Source organism: Paracnuella aquatica, from assembly GCF_003332885.2.
GTDB classification, from domain to species: domain Bacteria; phylum Bacteroidota; class Bacteroidia; order Chitinophagales; family Chitinophagaceae; genus Flavisolibacter; species Flavisolibacter aquaticus.
The window spans coordinates 1-14,578 of sequence record NZ_QOWJ01000006.1 but is presented as its reverse complement, the minus strand read 5'-3'; the positions used below and the strand labels follow the sequence as shown (position 1 = coordinate 14,578).

The window sequence follows — 14,578 nt, the reverse complement described above, 5'->3', positions numbered from 1 at the left end:
GCTCAAAAGGCTGCGTTTTTTTTAAAAGCGCTGTTTGCTATTTCTTCAGTACAATCTTGCGCATCATCCGTTGGCCATCAATCACGACTTCAAGGAAATAAACACCGTTGGCCAATGTATTTCCGTTAAGCGTAAACTGCTGGTTACCCGCATCGCGTTTTCCAGAATATATTTTCTGCACCAGGCCTCCTTTTGCATCATACACATTCACCGCCACTGTTGCTGTTTGCGGCAGGCGCAATGCCACCGACAGCTCGTTGCTGAATGGGTTAGGCGATACCTGCAGGCCTACTTTTGTTTCCAGTTCAATGGGTGCATCTTTCACCTTGTTGGTCATACCAGTGCCCACCATATTGCCCACATAATAAGGCCGCATCATTTCATGGTCTTCATGCGATAAAATATGGCAGTGCCATGCATATTCGCCGGCGCGGTCAAACCGTGCAATCACCCTTATTACCTGGCCGGGATACATTACATAAGTGTCCTTCCATCCTGCTTCACCGGCAGTTGGCCACATAGGTTCACCCACCAGTGTAACACCTGTTGGCTTGCCCGTTTCAGCATCAATGGTTGCTGCAGTAAACTCCTGCCGGTTGATGAGCAACATGGTTACCAGATGCAGGTGAATGGGATGCGCATCTTCGGTTTCATTGTATATCTCCCAAATTTCGGTACTGTTCAATGCGGGGTTTTCGGTTACCGGGTCATCGTATTTCAATGCGCCATGCTCCATTGTGCCCAGCATCGGCATCAGCCGGCCGTATTGATCCATGCCTTCAAACAAAATCAGCTTGCGCCGCACTGTTTCATCGTTATAAGGCAGCATTTGTATGGGCGTACGCAAACTGGCCGGCAGCGCCGCTTTCGGGATCTTTGTGTTCAGCTGTTTCGATACCCGGAACGCCATCACCTTGCCAGCAGTGGCAGGATCTACAGCATCGCCATTGGGAAAAGGCGTAGCCGCATCGTTGTGCACAATAATCGTTTGGCCCTGCCAACCCGAGAAGTCAATCACCACATCTCTGCGTTCGCCGGGGCCAATCAGCATTTGCTGCAGCGGCACCGGAGCAGGCAACAAACCATTGTCGGTGCCAATTTGTGTAAAGCCTTGTGCATTTGACAAGAACAAATTGTAAAACCTGGAGTCGGACCCATTGAGCATCCGGAACCGGTACGGCCTGGGCTCCACCTCCAGCACCGGCCAGATGGCGCCATTGACCAAAATAAAATCACCGAAAAACTCGGGCAGGATGCTGGGCGTTGGTGCACCTGGTTCCTCTGGTGTAGCTGGATAATACAATTGCCCGTCGGATGTAAACATACGGTCCTGTATGGCCAGGCCTATATCGTATGGCCCTGAAGGAATCTTGTGCTGCGCCTGCAGTTCCGCTTCGCGGTCATCGGTAAGCAGATAAAAACCGGCAAGACCCGCATACACATTTAAACGCGTAATGCCCATTGCATGATCGTGGTACCACAGCGTGGCCGCATCCTGGTCGTTGCTGTATTCGTAAGGCTGGTACTGGCCTTTTTTAAAGTCGGGACCTGTGCGGGTAAAATTGGGTGTGTACCATGCTTCCGGCAGTCCATCGCTGGCCGATTCGGTATGGCCGCCGTGCAAATGGGTAACCACGGGTACACCATATTGTTGCCAGTTGGGCACGCCGTGCAGCGCCCAGTTGATGGACGCATCCAGGGGCAGCAAATGCGGCAGCGGGCGGTTGCCCTGCATTAATTTGTTTTGGTAAAAAACACGCACCGGCACATCCTTTTTGGCCACAATGGTAGGCCCGGGGTACGACCGTTCGTAACCCCACACGGTTGTCTTTAGCGGCTTATGTTTGTTGCGCGGGTCTCTAAGTCCAAGCTGTTGATCAAACTGGCTGATCTGAAGGGTCAGCGTTTTTCCACTGGTGGCATCAATCACTGCGGGGATGGGCAGCGGCGTTTCAAACTGCGGTTGCGTTTTGGGATCGAGCAGCACCTGGGCCGCTACTACGCCGGGGAGTAATACTGCCCCTAGCATCACTAAATGGTTCGATTTCATAATGGCAGTTATTTAGGTAATAGATGTATAAAAATTACAATACATATTATCCTAATACAAGTGACCAAAGTCGCCCGAACCGGTGACGCAGGTTATGTGCGGCAGCATGCAAAAACAGCGCACACAATAATGGTGAATATCAATTTTATGCACGCATGGGCTCGTTGCACCATGCTGCGGCTATTGATAAAAAAACATTTTGCAGGCATAGAATAGGTACCAAATCAAATGCTGCGTATATGACGCAGCATTTGATTTGGTACCGTAAAAAGGCAGTAGCTTATTTAGCACTGGTTACAGCACATTGCGCTGTTGCAATGCTGCCTGCAATTGCTCCGGGCTTTCAAACCGGATGCTGGGAATGCCCATAGCTTCTGCGGCTTTGATGTTGCGCAGGTTATCGTCGATAAATAAGGTTTCTTCGGGTTGCAGGCCGTAGCGATCAAGCAGTACTTTGTAAAACTCGGGTGCAGGCTTGCGCATCTTTTCCTCGCCACTCACTACACGGCCATCAAACCAGTGCAGAAACTCGTAGCGCTCCAATGCAATAGGAAACAGCTCGGCACTCCAGTTGGTGAGTGCATAAAATTTGTAGCGGCCTGCTTCTTTCATTTGGCGGAACAATTCAACCGAGCCTTCAATGGCACCGCCGAGCATCTCCGTCCAGCGGCCGTAGTAGGCTTCAATTTCTGTTTTCCATTCGGGGTGTTTTGCAGCCAGTTCCGTTGTGGCTTCTGCAATCAGGCGGCCGGCATCCTGCTCCTCGTTCCAATCGGAAGTGCAGATGTTGGCAAAGAAATATTTGCGGCGTTCTTCATCTTCAATCACCTTTTCAAATACATAGGCCGGGTTCCAGTCGATGAGCACATTACCGAGGTCGAATATGATGGCTTTGGGAAGCATATTTTTGATTTACGAATTACGATTGACGATTTTAGATTGGGGTTACAAAGAAACAAAGAGCCGCAAGAATACAATCATTTTGTTTTGGTAACCCTTGATCGTACATCCAAAATCGTCAATCGTCAATCCCCTCATCTTTTCTCTAGCAGCCACCACTGGCGGCGGCGCGGTTTTACTTTGTAGTTTGCCTGTATGTATTTGTAGATATGATCCATTGCTTCGCCCACATCATCCGTGAGCAGCACCAGTTTCAGGTCTTCTTCAGAAATGGTTTTCTTTTCGGCCATCATTGCCATCACTTCCATCAGCGGCTCGTAAAACTCTTTGCCAAACAACACAATGGGAAAACCATGAATGGTTTTTGTTTGCACCAGCGTTAGCGTTTCAAACAGTTCATCCATGGTGCCAAAGCCACCGGGCATGATGATGAATGCGTATGAATATTTTACCAAAATGGTTTTACGCGTAAAAAAATATTCAAACGTCATGGAGCGCTGCACATAAGGGTTGCCGCTTTGCTCAAAAGGCAGGCGGATGTTGCAGCCCACCGACATGCCGCCGGCTTCAAATGCGCCGCGGTTGGCGGCTTCCATAATGCCCGGCCCACCGCCTGTCATGGTAGTAAAGCCAATGCCGGCAATGCGTTTGCCAAACTCCCGTGCACATTCATACCACTTGTCGTCTTCTTTAAACCGCGCCGACCCAAACACGGTAATGCAGGGCCCCACAAAATGCAGGGTGCGAAAAGCCAGGATCAACTCGCGGAAAACTTTCCATGCAAACCTTAGTTCGTAGCCGCGGCTCTTGGGTCCTTCGAGGTACACATGCTCTTTGGGCGGAATGATAGGGTCGTATTTTTTTACAGCCATAATGGTAAAATAAGATGCTCCGAAAAATACAGTTTATGCAAATGTAAAGCCGCTCTATTTGGGAGTATATTGCAAGCCGCATTTGGTCAATCGTCAATCGTCAATCGACCATAGATCTTGTACAAGTTACAACCATTCTTTTTCCATGAAGATCATTTCGTACAACGTAAACGGCCTGCGTGCCGCAATGAAAAAAGGTTTTGCCGAATGGCTGCAAACACACCCGGCTGATGTGGTGTGCATACAGGAAGCCAAGGCGCAGCAAACCGATGTGGATGCTTCTGTGTTTCGTGATCTTGGATACAACGATTACTGGTTTTGCGCACAGAAAAAAGGATACAGCGGCGTTACTGTTTTTTCTAAAATAGAACCCGATGCCGTGCAATGCGGCACCGGCCACGAAGTAAGCGACAGCGAAGGCCGCGTGATACAATTGCAGTTTGGAAAACTGCGCCTGATCAATGCATATTTTCCATCGGGTACGGCTGGCGATGTGCGCCAAACCTACAAGTACCAGTGGCTCGATGAAATGTATGATTACCTGCAACACCTGCGGCAATCGGAACCCAACATCATCCTGTGTGGCGACTATAATATTGCCCACCGCGAAATAGACATCCACGACCCGAAAGGCAATAAAAAGAACAGTGGCTTTTTGCCCGAAGAACGGGCATGGATGGACAAACTATACAGCAACGGATGGGTAGATGCATTCCGGTGTATGCGCCCCGATGAGCCGCACCGCTACAGCTGGTGGAGCCAGCGCTTTCCAAGTGTGCGGCAGCAAAACAAAGGCTGGCGTATTGACTATATTTCGGTAACCGAACCACTGCAGCCACACATCAAAGAAGCAGACATTTACCCCGATATAAAACACAGCGATCACTGCCCGGTGTATATGGATATTGCGGTTGATGGCGGCGGTGTGTAGTAAGTTTAATTTGTTCAATGCGTTCAGTACTTGTAAAACATTTTGAACCTATTGAACATTTTAAACCAATTGAACTTTACTGAACGCATTGAACAAACCCAAACCTTACCGCGATGATCATTTACAACATTACCACCAAAGTGCACAGTGCCATAGCAACCAACTGGCTGCAGTGGATGCAAACCGAACATATACCCGAGGTAATGGGTACCGGCTGTTTTACTGAATTTAAAATAGTGCGGCTGCTGGAGGCGGACGACAGCGAAGGCCCAACATACGCTGTGCAATACCATGCAGCCGATTTGGAAACGTTGCAACGTTACAGGCAGCAACATGCGCCGGCCCTTGCCGCAGCGGCATTCGACCGTTGGGGTGATGGTTTTATTTCTTTTCGCTCCGTAATGCAAGTGATTTCTTAAATGGCAGTAGGCTGTAAAAACAACGGCGTCAAACGCGGGCCCCACCTGCATTTGGTGCAACATCAATTAAGCAAACACAGGCGGGGCAAGGGTTTGAGCCAATGCATGAAAAATACCGCAATACAACAAAACAAGCCCACAGCGGCAAAACCTTTATCCCGCAAGGGTTTTGCCTTATATAAGCATTTTGCAGCATGATGAAATTTATTTTGCTGCTCTAAAAAACCGGCTATTTTTGTTGCACTCAATTTTAAAAAAACCACTATGAACAAAGCTGAATTGATAGCCAAGATCTCCGAAGACGCTGGCATCACCAAGACCCAGGCGAACGAAGCGCTGGATTCTTTTGTGGAAGCCGTAACTAAAACCCTGAAAGGCAATGGTAAAGTAACATTGGTAGGTTTTGGTACTTTCTCCGTATCCAAGCGTGCTGCCCGCAATGGCCGCAACCCGCAAACTGGCGAAGTGATTAAAATCAAAGCCCGCAAAGTGGCCCGCTTCAAAGCTGGTAAAGAGCTTGCCGGAAAACTCTAACCGCTGCATCAACCTCATTTCAGCTCCGTTTACCGCAGTGCGGCAAACGGAGCTTTTTTTATGTGCCGAATTTTAAGCAATTTGCACCCAAATCAATACAATCATGGGTAGAGGAGATAAAAAAACCAAAAAAGGAAAGATTTTCAAAGGTTCTTTTGGCAAGTCGCGTCCGACTTCGAAAAAGAAAAACCCCAATACAGCGCTGACCGCTGCCGCAAAAGCATAGTAGCGGGTTGTAGAATATCGAACAAGGAACAGACGAATGTTAAAGTTGAGTGATGAATTATTGATTATGGATTATTAATTATTGGGAACATTTACCCAATTCATAACTCATCATTCATAATTTTCCTTCGTCATTCAACATTCCTTGTTCCTTGTTCGATATTCTTTCCTTAGTTCTTCTGTTCAGCATTCCTTGTTCGTCTCATCACCATTCCCTATGGTGACAGGCGTTCAATCTTCCAGGAGCCATTTTCCTGTAAGGTATATTGTATGCGGTCGTGCAGGCGGCTGGGACGGCCCTGCCAAAACTCCACCACCACGGGCTGTACCAGGTAACCACCCCAATGCGGCGGCCTTGGAATTTCGCTGTTGGCAAACTCCCTTTCTTTTTGTGTAAACTGTTCATCCAGCCACTCGCGGTTGGGCACCACGCTGCTTTGCTGCGAGGCCCATGCGCCTATGCGGCTGCCCGCAGGCCTTGATTGAAAATAGGCATCGCTTTCTGCTGCGGCCACTTTTTTTACCACACCGGTAATGCGCACCTGCCGCTCCAGCTCGGGCCAAAAAAACACGAGGCAGGCCTTTGGATTTTCGGCCAGGTGGATGCCTTTAAAGCTGTTGTAGTTGGTAAAAAATACAAAGCCTTCCGCTGAAAAACCTTTGAGTAAAATAATGCGTGCTGCGGGCAACCCGTCGGCCGATGCGGTGGCCACCGTCATGGCATTGGGCTCTATCACCTCGCTGTTGAGCACCTGCTGCCACCAGGTGCTGAATTGTGCAATGGGATCGGGGGCAACATCAGATTCGTGCAGGCTGAGGGCCGCGTAATCTTTGCGGATATCGGCTATGCTTGGCGTCATATGCAGTACAATAAAAGTGAGGCCTAAAGGTAAAGGCCCCGGTGTTTGGTGCATATGATTTTTAGCAACAACAACGGGAAGTAAAAAGCAAAAAGGCAACAATCAAAAGTGGAAAACACAGTATATGCTGCTACCCTTTTTGATTTTTGCCTTTTTAATTTTGACTTGAAAATATCTTTCAGCCTTACGACTGCTTTTTTCCCAGGCCTTTGCTGCGGTCCCGCTCTTCGGCCATCAGGTTGAGCATGCTTTCCAGTTCGCCAATGCGGCGCAGTTCTTTTTGCAGCTTGCTCTGGCTTTCCGATACGCTTTGCGATTCGATCTGCGCATCCTGCAGGTACTTGGTGCGCTTCATCAGTTGCTGGCGCTGTGCGTTGGCTTCGGCCAGTTTTTCCTCCGTCAGGTTCAGCTCCGACCGCAAACGGCGGTTTTCGCCCACCAGTTCTTCTATTTTGTCCTGCTTACGCAACAGGTCTTTGTGCAGTTGTTCGTAGCCCTGCTTCATGTCGTCCAGCTCCAGGCTCAGGCTGGTGGCCTTATTGGCCTGCGCTTCCAGCGAGGCAATTTTATTCTGCAGCAATTCGAACTCGCGGTACACTTCGTCAATGCGGCCGGCCATTTGCTGCGCCACGGTTTCTTGCTGCTTGGCGGCTTTCAGTTCCTGCTCTTTGCGCATCAGCGCCAGTTCCAGTTCTTCAATGCGCCCCTGCAGTTCGTCGTTCTCCTCCCTGTAGCTGTTGTTGCCCTCTGTTTCGCCCTGCAGCTCCTCCACCTTTTGCATCAGGTTTTCCAGCGTTTGCTGCTGCATAAATAAGGTTTCTTTTAATCCCGCTACCGATGCGGTACCGGCCGGTGCAGGCGCTTCGTATTCCAGTGGCTCGGGCCATGAAACGGCCGCTTTTTTCAGGTTGGGTGCAGGGGTGCTGCGCTGCTGTGGCCGCTCTTGTTTGGTGGCTAATTTTTTCACTGCCTTTTCCTGCGGCAGCTTTACCGGCCGCTCGTAGGTGTTCATCATACGCCGCAATGACTTGCGGGTGGTGTAAACAAAATAGATGGCGCAGCCCAAAATAAGGATGCTGGCAGGCAGTATAATAACTTCGAGAAGGGACAGGTTAAACAAAATAAGGTACATGCAGGGTACTTAATTGCGCTTCAAACTACATATTTTTTAGTTATGAAAAAGCAAGCTGAGCAATATTTGCTTTTTGCAATTATAAATAAAGAAAAAACCCGCTGTTCCACCCGTATTTTACAGGTATCCAGCGGGTTAGATCGTTTATAATTTGGCGGGCTGCGCCGGTTAGCCGTGCACCAGGGTGCCTACTTTTTCGCCGGTTACCACGTCTTTCAGGTTGCCGGGCTGGTTCATATCAAATACTACGATGGGCAGGTTGTTTTCCATGCACAGCGTAAATGCGGTCATGTCCATTACATTCAGTTTTTGCGTAATGCACTCCTGGAACGTAATGGTGCCGTATTTGGTAGCGGTCGGATCTTTCTCGGGGTCGGCGGTGTAAATGCCATCCACACGGGTGCCTTTCAGGATCACATCGGCTTTTATTTCAATAGCCCGCAAGGAGCCTGCAGTATCAGTGGTAAAATAAGGGTTGCCGGTGCCGGCTCCAAAGATCACCACGCGGCCTTTTTCGAGGTGGCGGATGGCGCGGCGGCGGATATAAGGCTCCGCAATCTGCTCCATTTTAATGGCGCTTTGCAAGCGGGTGTACACGCCTACTTTTTCGAGGCCGGCCTGCAATGCCATGCCGTTGATAACGGTGGCCAGCATGCCCATATAATCGCCATGTGCCCGTTCAATGCCGGTTTCTGCTTCGTTCATACCGCGGTAAATGTTACCGCCACCAATTACCACTGCCACCTGTACGCCCAGTTCGGTAATGGATTTAATGTCGAGTGCATACTGGTTGATCACACCGGGGTCCATTCCAAAACTCTTATCACCCATCAGGCTTTCGCCGGAAAGTTTCAGCAGAATGCGTTTGTATTTAGGAAGCATAAAGTGGTTGAATTAAGTAAAATTTTGCAGCGCGGTGCGAAGATAATGGATTGAACAATGCCGCATTGACGTTGCTCCTTTTGCATGCAGTGCTTTTGCTTTTTACAGTGATATAATTACCCGATGGAGCGGGGATAAAAATCATGCAGCCAGCTTTATCAAAGTGGCTTACTTTGTTGCAGTGCTGTTCCATTTACTCAAACAATATTCCCGCCTGATGCTGCGCATTTATTGCCGCAGGCTGGTTATTAATAAACCTGAATATTTAAACCTGAAAGGGCCGGTGTTGTTTGCCGCCAACCATCCCAATTCTTTTTTGGATGGCATCATCCTCACCACGTTGATGCAAGGAAAACTGTACTCGCTGGCCCGCGGCGATGCATTTAAAGGCAAGTGGAATAGCCTGCTGCGCCGCCTGCGCCTGCTGCCTGTGTACCGCCCATCAGAAGGGGTGGAAAACCTGGCGCACAACTACACTACTTTTTCCGAATGCAGGAACGTGTTTGAGCAGGGAAGCATGGTGCTTATTTTTAGTGAAGGCAAATGCGTAAATGAGTGGCACCTGCGGCCGCTGCGCAAAGGCACGGCCAGGCTGGCTATTTCGGCGTGGGATGCAGGCATTGATGTAACCGTTATCCCGCTTGGTTTTAATTATAGTTCGTTCAAAAGGTTTGGCAAGTCGGTGCACCTACTTTTTGGCGAGCCGCTCCAACGCAGTGCCATTACTGCACATGCACAGGAAGGCCGGCAGCATTTTTATTTCAACCAGCAATTGCGCCAGCAGTTGGAGCAACTGGTGTATGAAATTCCGTTGGATGATGTGGGGCAGCAAACAAGCGTTTTTAACACCAATGCGCCCATTGTAAAAAAGGTATTGCTTGCGCTGCCGGCGGCCGTTGGTGCTCTGTTGCACCTTCCGTTTTATTGGGTAGCTACGGCTGTTGCCGGCAGCTTTAAAGAAGTGGATCATTACGACAGCATAATGGTGGCGATGCTGCTGATATTTTACCCGCTGTACCTGTTGGCTGCTATTGGTATTGGCTGGTTCTTTATTGGGTCAAATGCATTGTGGTTGTTACTGTTGATGCCAGTGTGTGCATGGGCTTATGTGCAAATTAAACGCAGTTAAATTGCAAGGGCGCCTTTTAGCTATGCGCAAATTTATTGCATGATTTATTGAAAAAACTGAACCATCAAACAGGCATTTTGCTAATGCAGAATGTTGCGCAGTGCCGTGGGGAGGTGTATTGCATTTACGTAAAAGGAATTTTACTTTTATAGTAGTTGAACAATTGAATGCTGCGCTGCGGTTGTATCATTAAATGCAAAGGCCTTGTTGCTAAGCCAATAGCTGCCTCTACCCTTCTCCATTCCTTTCAATTACCTATTCGATTCAAGAACTGAATCCTGTACCTGTCGACCGTTATGCTTTTGAAAAAATCATGGTTTATGAAATATAAACTGCTTTTGTTGTTGGTGCTTATTGCGGCAATGCCTGCTACAGCACAACACGCCGACTCGCTGCTTTTACGCCAGCAAGCAAATCATTTTCTGCAAAAAGGCAAGCGGCAACACACGGCAGGTTGGGTGTTGCTGCCGGCAGGCGTGGTGGGCCTTATTGCTACCGCTTCAGCAGACGTTGCAGACGAAGTTTATGGAGAGGTGGTTGTGCCGCTGTTTACCGGTGGTCGGGAATCGTATGACTCAAGATCTTATACCGGCTACTATCTATTGTCGCTTGGCATGATTGGAACAGCCATTGGCTTTTTTGCGAGTGGCGATGAAAACAAGAAAAAGGCCCGCAGGGCAGGTGTTTCATTTAAAATGGAAACAGCACCCATCCAATACAAAGGCCTGCATGGGCAACAACATTTCCCGGCAGTAGGCGTGCGGGTTCCTTTGTAAGGAGGAGATGAGCGGATTTAGAGATTGCGGATTTCGGATTTTAGATTTCGGACTTTTATAGATGGCATATAATACAATAGCCCCTGCATAAGCCGGGGCTATTGTATTATTGTTTGAAGCAAGTGCGGCAACAGGAATTATCCCAGTGCTACACGCTTGAATTCGATCACTTTCAGATCGCTGTCAACAGACTTCAGGTAATCGCCAACAGACTTGCTGTTGTCTTTTACATAAGCCTGCGCAGTGAGGGTGCTTTCTTTGAAGAATGCATTGAGTTTGCCTTCAGCAATTTTAGAAATCATTTCTTCGGGCTTGCCGGCCATTTTCGGATCGGCTTTCATTTGCTCCATTACAATGTCGCGTTCGCGGGTAACCACGTCGGCAGGAACCGAAGCAGCATCAACGGCAACAGGGTTCATGGCAGCAATTTGCATAGCCACATCTTTACCAGCGTCGGCAGCTTCTTTGTTGAAGGCAACCAGCACGCCCATGCGGTAAGCACCGTGGATGTAAGAAGCTACATAAGGTGCCTCTACACGCTCATAACGAGCAATACCAATCTTCTCGCCAATAGAAGCCAGTTTGTCGTTGATCAGGTCCGATACTTTACCACCGTTTACCGTGGCTTCGTTCAGTTCCTCGGCGCTTTTAGCATCGGTGGCAACAGCTGCGTCGGCAATGCTTTGTGCAAAGGCAACGAAGTCGGCGTTCTTGGAAACGAAATCGGTTTCGGAAGAGATGGTGAGTACATAACCGATCTTGTTGTCGGCAGATGTACGGGCAATCACCACACCTTCTTTTGCTTCGCGGTCGCTGCGCTTGGCGGCAACTTTCTGGCCTTGCTTGCGCAGCCAGTCGATAGCAGCTTCAAAATCGCCGTTGGTTTCTGTCAAGGCCTTGCGGCAATCCATCATACCGGCACCGGTAGCCTGGCGCAGTTTATTGATATCCTGGGCTGTAATTTGTACAGTAGACATGGAAGTAAATTTGAAGATTTGAAAATGGGCAAATGTGCAGATGGCGTGAACCGATAGCTTGTATGCTAACGGGTACCGATATGCGCATGATGCCGGATAGTGTTATAAAAGCACAAGTGTGCGACGCAAGGGACGCCAAACCGGAGTTCTGCTGCCCACTACCACATCACACACTTGTTTTATAAAGAACTACTGAATAACGAAGTGTTGGGTTTGCACCCTGATTGCTCCGTTGGGGGAGCGGGAAGAATTATCTTCTGCCACCACCGCCACCAGGACGGCTACCGCCACCACGGTTGGCACCACCGCTACGGCCACGGCCCGGACCACCGGAACCTTGCTGTGCACCGCCACGGCCCTGACCAGCTCCCTGGCCAGCACCACGACCACCACGGCCACGGCCACCAGCTTCGGCTTGTGCTTCAGCCTCGAGGCGTGCTGCGCGACGTTCGTTTTCTTCGTCGTTTGCAGCGTCATCTCCGTCGATGTCTTTATCAGCCTGACGCTCGGCCAGACCTTCTGCAATAGCAGCAGTGATATAGTTGGTAACGATTGCGATGGACTTGGTAGCATCATCGTTTGCCGGGATGGCAAAGTCTACCTTGTTGGGATCGCAGTTGGTATCAACAATACCAAAAGTGGAGATGCCCAAGCGTTTTGCTTCGGCCAGTGCGATGTGCTCGTGACCGATATCGATGATGAACAGTGCGGCCGGTACGCGACCCAGTTGGGCGATACCACCGAGCACTTTTTCCATTTTGTCTTTATCGCGGGTAAGGGTCAGGCGCTCTTTCTTAGTGATCGAGTCGAATGAACCATCGCCCAGCATTTTTTCGATGCTCTGCATCTTCTTCACGCTCTTACGAACGGTGTTGAAGTTGGTGAGCATGCCACCCAGCCAACGCTCGGTAACATAAGGCATGTTCACACGCTGAGCGCATTCGGTAACGATGTCTTTAGCCTGTTTTTTGGTACCAACAAACAGGATTTTTTTACCGCTGCGTGCTACCTGTTTCAGGGCAGCTGCAGTTTCCTGCATGCACTCGGTGGTTTTGTTGAGGTCGATGATGTGAATGCCTTTCTTTTCAGCAAAGATGTAAGGCAACATCTTCGGGTTCCACTTCTTCTTCAGGTGACCGAAGTGTACACCTGCTTCGAGGAGTTGTTGTTGAAGGGAAGTATTTTGTTCCATGATTGTAGTTGAAATAAAATAATACAATGGTTGATAAGAGCTGCGAGTAGTGAGCTTCGAGTTTCGAGAAAACATCCCGCAGCCCGCAACTCTTGCCTCGAAGCCAGATTAACGTTTCGAGAACTGGTAGCTGCGACGAGCTTTTTTGTGACCGAATTTTTTACGTTCAACAGAACGGGGATCACGTTTCAGCAGGCCTGCTGCTTTCAGTGCAGGGCGAAACTCGGGGTTAACGTCGACCAGCACACGGGCAATACCCAGCATGGCGGCTTCGGCCTGACCTTTTACGCCACCGCCGGCAGCGTTGATCTTGATGTCGAATTTATCCAGTCCTTCCACAGCCTTCAGCGGACGCTCTACCTGGTTTTGCAGGTATACCAGCGGGAAGTACACTTTGTAGTCTTTATTGTTTACGGTGATGTTGCCGGAGCCTTTGGAAAGGAATACACGGGTAACCGCTTCCTTACGACGTCCTACACCATTCTTTTGCTTTTCCATGTTGTTTAGAGAAGATTTAAGCACTTAGATTTTAGTACTTAGACGGGTTGGTTTATTTGCCTTTTCGTCTTTATACTGCGTACTAAGTACTAAGTACTAAAATTTTAATTCCTTGGGTTGCTGTGCAGTGTGCGGATGCTCGGCGCCGGGGTATACAAACAGCTTTTTGTACATCTGGCGGCCCAGGCGGTTTTTAGGCAGCATGCCTTTAACGGCACGCTCAATCAGCACCTCAGGACGACGCTTCAGCAGGTCTTTTGCCAGCTCTTCTTTACGGCCGCCGGGGAAACCGGTAAAGCGGTCGTAAACTTTTTCTTCCATTTTATTGCCGGTCAGTTTCACCTTGTCGGCATTGATGACGATGATGTAGTCGCCGGTGTCAACGTGAGGGGTGTAGTATGCCTTGTTCTTACCGCGCAGGATTGCGGCGATACGGGCACACATACGACCCACGGTTTGATTGGTACCGTCCACAACGTGCCAAGCCCGTTGTACGGTAGCCGCATTCGCATGCTTGGTTGTAAAATGTAGTTTGCTCATAAAAAAGATAATGTTTTGCCACTGCCATCCCGGTGGCTTTTTAAAAAATGAGCCGCGAAGGTACAGGGCAGTTTTCAGTTTGCCCAAAAAACGGGGCACTATTTTTCAGGGCACCTTTATAACTGATTGGTTTTTAATAAAATTTTTGACTAAAAGTTTTCAACATAAGGATTGGATGGGTGAGTTTCACACCTTTCCCGGGCCATTGCGGTGGCTTTTGGACTACAAAGGCTGGAAGACGGGAAGGAGCACGAAGGTTTTGCGCCGATTTGGCGGGTATTATGGAATGGTAGTAGTGGCAGGGTAGCTATAGCTGTATTTCATGTACTATCCATTTACCATCTATTTACTATCCATGTAGTATCTGCGGGATAACCGGGGCAGGCAACTTCTCTTTTTATAATGTTGTACACCAACCGTCATTGCGAGGCGCAGCGGTGTACCTTTTATTAGAATGGATTGGGTGCGCCGAAGCAATCTCCTTTTATTGCCTGAGCTTTTTTGCCGTTGCTGGTGTGAGGCGGAGGACTTTGCTTGGCCCACCAGCAACCTGAGGTGTACCGGTTTTGATGAACAGTTGACTTGCTTAGGTTAAAGAATAAAAGTAATGGTTTTCATATTCCATTGGACTTTGGTAGTTTAGGGCTGAATGTTTACGGTG

Annotated in this window: 16 protein-coding genes; 6 read left to right on the top strand and 10 right to left on the bottom strand. The window is 49.0% G+C overall.

The window, feature by feature from the left end:
- Window positions 1–37: 37 nt before the first annotated feature.
- The 3 genes from DRJ53_RS10290 to DRJ53_RS10280 all read right to left on the bottom strand — a co-directional run bounded on the left by DRJ53_RS10290 (window position 38) and on the right by DRJ53_RS10280 (window position 3,822).
- Entirely contained in the window at window positions 38–2,050 is a 2,013-nt protein-coding gene (locus DRJ53_RS10290; RefSeq protein WP_114235552.1) for a multicopper oxidase domain-containing protein, read from the bottom strand.
- A gap of 294 nt (window positions 2,051–2,344) precedes the next feature.
- Complete coding sequence (locus tag DRJ53_RS10285; protein ID WP_114235551.1) at window positions 2,345–2,953, bottom strand: HAD family hydrolase; 609 nt, start codon at window positions 2,951–2,953, stop codon at window positions 2,345–2,347.
- A gap of 131 nt (window positions 2,954–3,084) precedes the next feature.
- On the bottom strand, window positions 3,085–3,822 hold the full coding sequence (locus tag DRJ53_RS10280; RefSeq protein ID WP_114235550.1) for an LOG family protein: 738 nt from the start codon (window positions 3,820–3,822) through the stop codon (window positions 3,085–3,087).
- A 145-nt stretch (window positions 3,823–3,967) separates the two neighbouring features.
- Here DRJ53_RS10280 and DRJ53_RS10275 point away from each other — a divergent pair, with 145 nt between their 5' ends.
- The 4 genes from DRJ53_RS10275 to DRJ53_RS10255 all read left to right on the top strand — a co-directional run bounded on the left by DRJ53_RS10275 (window position 3,968) and on the right by DRJ53_RS10255 (window position 5,932).
- Window positions 3,968–4,753 carry an exodeoxyribonuclease III gene (locus DRJ53_RS10275; protein ID WP_114235549.1) on the top strand — a complete coding sequence of 262 codons (786 nt, stop codon included), beginning with the start codon at window positions 3,968–3,970 and terminating at the stop codon, window positions 4,751–4,753.
- Window positions 4,754–4,866: 113 nt separating this feature from the next.
- Window positions 4,867–5,172 carry a DUF4286 family protein gene (locus DRJ53_RS10270; protein ID WP_114235548.1) on the top strand — a complete coding sequence of 102 codons (306 nt, stop codon included), beginning with the start codon at window positions 4,867–4,869 and terminating at the stop codon, window positions 5,170–5,172.
- A 231-nt stretch (window positions 5,173–5,403) separates the two neighbouring features.
- Window positions 5,404–5,706 carry an HU family DNA-binding protein gene (locus tag DRJ53_RS10260; protein ID WP_277749274.1) on the top strand — a complete coding sequence of 101 codons (303 nt, stop codon included), beginning with the start codon at window positions 5,404–5,406 and terminating at the stop codon, window positions 5,704–5,706.
- Between the two features lie 103 nt (window positions 5,707–5,809).
- Complete coding sequence (locus DRJ53_RS10255) at window positions 5,810–5,932, top strand: 30S ribosomal protein THX (protein WP_114235545.1); 123 nt, start codon at window positions 5,810–5,812, stop codon at window positions 5,930–5,932.
- 214 nt (window positions 5,933–6,146) lie between these two features.
- On the opposite strand, the gene pdxH is transcribed toward DRJ53_RS10255, so the two are convergent.
- From pdxH to pyrH, 3 genes are all read right to left on the bottom strand, one after another.
- On the bottom strand, window positions 6,147–6,791 hold the full coding sequence (pdxH, locus tag DRJ53_RS10250) for a pyridoxamine 5'-phosphate oxidase (protein ID WP_114235752.1): 645 nt from the start codon (window positions 6,789–6,791) through the stop codon (window positions 6,147–6,149).
- Window positions 6,792–6,975: 184 nt separating this feature from the next.
- Complete coding sequence (locus tag DRJ53_RS10245) at window positions 6,976–7,923, bottom strand: hypothetical protein (RefSeq protein ID WP_114235544.1); 948 nt, start codon at window positions 7,921–7,923, stop codon at window positions 6,976–6,978.
- Between the two features lie 168 nt (window positions 7,924–8,091).
- The gene (pyrH, locus tag DRJ53_RS10240; RefSeq protein ID WP_114235543.1) at window positions 8,092–8,805 is read right to left on the bottom strand and encodes a UMP kinase; all 714 of its coding nucleotides are present in this window, start codon (window positions 8,803–8,805) and stop codon (window positions 8,092–8,094) included.
- Window positions 8,806–8,968: 163 nt separating this feature from the next.
- Here pyrH and DRJ53_RS10230 point away from each other — a divergent pair, with 163 nt between their 5' ends.
- Both DRJ53_RS10230 and DRJ53_RS10225 read left to right on the top strand, forming a co-directional pair.
- Complete coding sequence (locus DRJ53_RS10230; protein WP_123893489.1) at window positions 8,969–9,934, top strand: 1-acyl-sn-glycerol-3-phosphate acyltransferase; 966 nt, start codon at window positions 8,969–8,971, stop codon at window positions 9,932–9,934.
- Between the two features lie 320 nt (window positions 9,935–10,254).
- On the top strand, window positions 10,255–10,710 hold the full coding sequence (locus DRJ53_RS10225) for a hypothetical protein (protein WP_114235540.1): 456 nt from the start codon (window positions 10,255–10,257) through the stop codon (window positions 10,708–10,710).
- Between the two features lie 137 nt (window positions 10,711–10,847).
- Here DRJ53_RS10225 and tsf read toward each other — a convergent pair whose 3' ends face one another.
- The 4 genes from tsf to rplM all read right to left on the bottom strand — a co-directional run bounded on the left by tsf (window position 10,848) and on the right by rplM (window position 13,917).
- Window positions 10,848–11,687 (bottom strand): translation elongation factor Ts, encoded by an 840-nt coding sequence (gene tsf, locus DRJ53_RS10220; protein ID WP_114235539.1) that lies wholly within the window; start codon window positions 11,685–11,687, stop codon window positions 10,848–10,850.
- 250 nt (window positions 11,688–11,937) lie between these two features.
- Window positions 11,938–12,879: a 30S ribosomal protein S2 gene (gene rpsB / locus DRJ53_RS10215; protein ID WP_114235538.1), complete on the bottom strand. Its 942-nt coding sequence runs from the start codon at window positions 12,877–12,879 to the stop codon at window positions 11,938–11,940.
- Window positions 12,880–12,987: 108 nt separating this feature from the next.
- Window positions 12,988–13,377: a 30S ribosomal protein S9 gene (gene rpsI / locus DRJ53_RS10210; protein ID WP_114235537.1), complete on the bottom strand. Its 390-nt coding sequence runs from the start codon at window positions 13,375–13,377 to the stop codon at window positions 12,988–12,990.
- 96 nt (window positions 13,378–13,473) lie between these two features.
- On the bottom strand, window positions 13,474–13,917 hold the full coding sequence (gene rplM, locus DRJ53_RS10205) for a 50S ribosomal protein L13 (RefSeq protein ID WP_114235751.1): 444 nt from the start codon (window positions 13,915–13,917) through the stop codon (window positions 13,474–13,476).
- Window positions 13,918–14,578: the final 661 nt, after the last annotated feature.

What these genes read in the sequence shown, in the direction of transcription:
- DRJ53_RS10290 (WP_114235552.1), bottom strand. Translation starts at nt 2,050, where the DNA reads ATGAAATCGAACCATTTAGTGATGCTAGGGGCAGTATTACTCCCCGGC.
- DRJ53_RS10285 (WP_114235551.1), bottom strand. Translation starts at nt 2,953, where the DNA reads ATGCTTCCCAAAGCCATCATATTCGACCTCGGTAATGTGCTCATCGAC.
- DRJ53_RS10280 (WP_114235550.1), bottom strand. Translation starts at nt 3,822, where the DNA reads ATGGCTGTAAAAAAATACGACCCTATCATTCCGCCCAAAGAGCATGTG.
- DRJ53_RS10275 (WP_114235549.1), top strand. Translation starts at nt 3,968, where the DNA reads ATGAAGATCATTTCGTACAACGTAAACGGCCTGCGTGCCGCAATGAAA.
- DRJ53_RS10270 (WP_114235548.1), top strand. Translation starts at nt 4,867, where the DNA reads ATGATCATTTACAACATTACCACCAAAGTGCACAGTGCCATAGCAACC.
- DRJ53_RS10255 (WP_114235545.1), top strand. Translation starts at nt 5,810, where the DNA reads ATGGGTAGAGGAGATAAAAAAACCAAAAAAGGAAAGATTTTCAAAGGT.
- pdxH (WP_114235752.1), bottom strand. Translation starts at nt 6,791, where the DNA reads ATGACGCCAAGCATAGCCGATATCCGCAAAGATTACGCGGCCCTCAGC.
- DRJ53_RS10245 (WP_114235544.1), bottom strand. Translation starts at nt 7,923, where the DNA reads ATGTACCTTATTTTGTTTAACCTGTCCCTTCTCGAAGTTATTATACTG.
- pyrH (WP_114235543.1), bottom strand. Translation starts at nt 8,805, where the DNA reads ATGCTTCCTAAATACAAACGCATTCTGCTGAAACTTTCCGGCGAAAGC.
- DRJ53_RS10225 (WP_114235540.1), top strand. Translation starts at nt 10,255, where the DNA reads ATGAAATATAAACTGCTTTTGTTGTTGGTGCTTATTGCGGCAATGCCT.
- tsf (WP_114235539.1), bottom strand. Translation starts at nt 11,687, where the DNA reads ATGTCTACTGTACAAATTACAGCCCAGGATATCAATAAACTGCGCCAG.
- rpsB (WP_114235538.1), bottom strand. Translation starts at nt 12,879, where the DNA reads ATGGAACAAAATACTTCCCTTCAACAACAACTCCTCGAAGCAGGTGTA.
- rpsI (WP_114235537.1), bottom strand. Translation starts at nt 13,377, where the DNA reads ATGGAAAAGCAAAAGAATGGTGTAGGACGTCGTAAGGAAGCGGTTACC.
- rplM (WP_114235751.1), bottom strand. Translation starts at nt 13,917, where the DNA reads ATGAGCAAACTACATTTTACAACCAAGCATGCGAATGCGGCTACCGTA.